The 3,017-nt window shown below is 63.7% G+C and carries 1 protein-coding gene; it reads left to right on the top strand.

Annotated features, from left to right (window positions below):
• The first annotated feature begins 217 nt into the window (after positions 1 to 217).
• On the top strand, positions 218 to 2,947 hold the full coding sequence (gene gyrA / locus AAFX91_RS40365; protein ID WP_130580987.1) for a DNA gyrase subunit A: 2,730 nt from the start codon (positions 218 to 220) through the stop codon (positions 2,945 to 2,947).
• The last annotated feature ends 70 nt before the right edge of the window (positions 2,948 to 3,017 follow it).

Genomic DNA, 3,017 nt, shown 5'->3' with positions numbered 1-3,017 from the left:
AGGCTTCCTCCTAAAAGAAAGCCTTGAATCACGTTCAATCTGATTTGAGAATCCCAAGAGTCCACACGGCCTAGGGCGTTCCCGCGGCGCGCCCGTCAAGCCCGTAAGTCTATGAAAAAACGAAGGGAAAAACCGGTCGCCTGGACCGTTCCGGGGTGGTGATCGAGCCCCTGATACGCTATATGATTCTACAGTAGAACCGACCCGGATTCCCCCTTTGTCAGAACCTGAAGACGACAAGCCCGGCGAGCCGTCGGGGCCCTCCGACATTCGTCCCGTTTCCATCCTCGACGAGATGAAGAAGTCCTACCTCGACTACGCCATGAGCGTGATCGTGGCGCGGGCGCTCCCCGATGCGCGCGACGGGCTGAAGCCGGTCCACCGCCGCATCCTGTATTCGATGTACGACCAGGGGCACACGCCGGATAAGAAGTACGTCAAGTCCGCGCGCGTGGTCGGCGACGTCATCGGTAAGTATCACCCGCACGGGGACCAATCGATTTACGACGCCATGGTGCGCATGGCGCAGGATTTTTCGATGCGCGTGCCGCTCATCGACGGCCAGGGCAATTTCGGCTCGGTCGACGGTGATCCGCCTGCAGCCTACCGATACACCGAAGCGCGCCTGACGCGGGCGGCAGAGGCTGTGCTGGCGGACATCGAGAAGGACACGGTCGACTTCCAGGCCAACTACGACAACAGCGAGCAAGAGCCGTCGGTCTTGCCGACGCGGTTTCCGAACCTGCTGGTCAATGGCGCGGGCGGCATCGCCGTCGGCATGGCCACCAACATCCCGCCGCACAATCTCGGCGAGGTCGTCGACGCCTGTGTGGCGCTGATCGACAACCCGGCGCTCACCATCGACGAACTCATCAACATCATTCCGGGGCCGGATTTCCCCACCGGCGGCATCATCCTCGGTCGAGCGGGTATCCGAGCATCCTATCATCTCGGCCGCGGTTCGATCGTGATGCGCGGCAAGGTCGCGATCGATACCCTGCGAAAGGATCGCGAGGCGATCATCATCACGGAGATCCCGTTCCAGGTTAACAAGGCGAACATGGTCGAGCGGATCGGCGAGCTGATCCGCGAGAAGAAGATCGAGGGGATTTCCGACCTGCGCGACGAATCCGATCGCGAAGGTTTCCGCGTCGTGATCGAACTGAAGCGCGAGGCGATGCCGGATGTGGTGCTGAATCAGCTCTACCGCTTCACGCCGCTGCAGACCAACTTCCCGGCCAACATCCTGGCACTCGATTCCGGCCGTCCGCAGCAGATGAACCTGAAGGATCTGCTCACGATCTTTGTCGCCTTCCGCGAACAGGTGGTGACCCGGCGCACCAAATACCTGCTCGGCAAGGCACGCGACCGCGCCCACCTCCAGGTGGGCCTGGCCATCGCGGTTGCCAATATCGACGAGGTCATCCGCGTCATTCGCTCTTCGCCGAATCCGGCGGCCGCGCGCGAAACCCTGATGTCGCGCGATTGGCCGGCGCGGGACGTCGAAGACATGATCACGCTGATCGACGATCCGCGCCACCGCATCAATCCGGATGGCACCATCCGCCTTTCGCTGGAGCAGGCGAGGGAAATCCTCGACCTCCGGCTGCAGCGCCTGACCGCGCTCGGCCGCGACGAGATCGGCGAGGAGCTCACCAAGCTTGCGGCCGAGATATCCGACTATCTCGACATCCTGCGCTCGCGCGCCCGGGTGCAGGCGATCGTCAAGACCGAGCTTGCGGAGGTGAAGGCCCAGTTCGCCACGCCGCGCAGGACTGTTATCGCCGAGCAGGAAGGCGAGGTCGAGGACGAGGATCTGATCCAGCGCGAAGACATGGTGGTGACGGTGTCGCACGCCGGCTATGTCAAGCGCGTGCCGCTGTCGACCTATCGCTCCCAGCGCCGCGGCGGCAAGGGCCGCGCCGGCATGCAGACCCGCGACGAGGATTTCGTCAGCCGCGTGTTCGTGGCCTCCACCCACACGCCGGTCCTGTTCTTCTCCTCACGTGGCCAGGTCTACAAGGAGAAGGTCTGGCGATTGCCGATGGCCGCGCCGAATGCGCGCGGCAAGGCGCTGATCAACATCCTGCCGTTGGAGCAGGGCGAGCGCATCACCACCATCATGCCGCTGCCGGAGGACGAATCCTCCTGGAGCAATCTCGACGTGATGTTCGCCACCACCGGCGGCAATGTCCGTCGCAACAAGCTGTCCGACTTCGTCGACGTCCGCCGTTCCGGCATCATCGCCATGAAGCTGGAGGAGGGCGAGGCGATCGTCGACGTGCAGATCTGCACCGAGCGTGACGACGTGTTGCTGACCGCCGCCGGCGGCCAGTGCATCCGTTTCGCCGTCACCGACGTGCGCGTCTTCACCGGCCGCACCTCGATGGGCGTGCGCGGCATTTCGCTCGCCGAAGGCGACAAGCTGATCTCGCTCGCGATCCTGCGCCATGTCGAGACGACCTCGGACGAGCGCTCGGCTTACTTGAAGATGCGCCGCGCGGTCGCGGGCGAAGCTGTCGCCGAGGAGCCGTCGGAGACCGAGGCCGAGGAGGCCACGGGCGCGATCCAGCTCTCACAGGAGCGCTATGTCGACATGTCGGCGCAGGAGCAGGTGGTGCTGACGGTGTCCGAGAATGGCTACGGCAAGCGGACCTCGTCCTACGAGTACCGCACCACTGGCCGCGGCGGCAAAGGCATCGTCGCCATGAGCGTCAACAGCCGCAACGGCAAGCTGATAGCCTCGTTCCCGGTCGAGGAGGCCGACCAGATCATGCTGGTCACCGACAAGGGCCAGCTCATCCGCTGCCCCGTCGGCGACATCCGCATCGCCGGCCGCTCGACTCAGGGCGTCATCGTGTTCGACACCGCCGACGACGAGCATGTCGTCTCGGTCGAGCATATCGGCGACGACAGCGAGAATGGCGAGAACGGCAACGGCGGCTAGCATTACAGTTGTAATTGACTGAGGATTCTGAATCCATGGGCAACCATGATTCGAAGATCGTGGACGCAGG

The organism is Bradyrhizobium sp. 31Argb (assembly GCF_043638955.1).
GTDB lineage: Bacteria > Pseudomonadota > Alphaproteobacteria > Rhizobiales > Xanthobacteraceae > Bradyrhizobium.
This window is presented reverse-complemented; position numbering and strand designations above follow the sequence as displayed.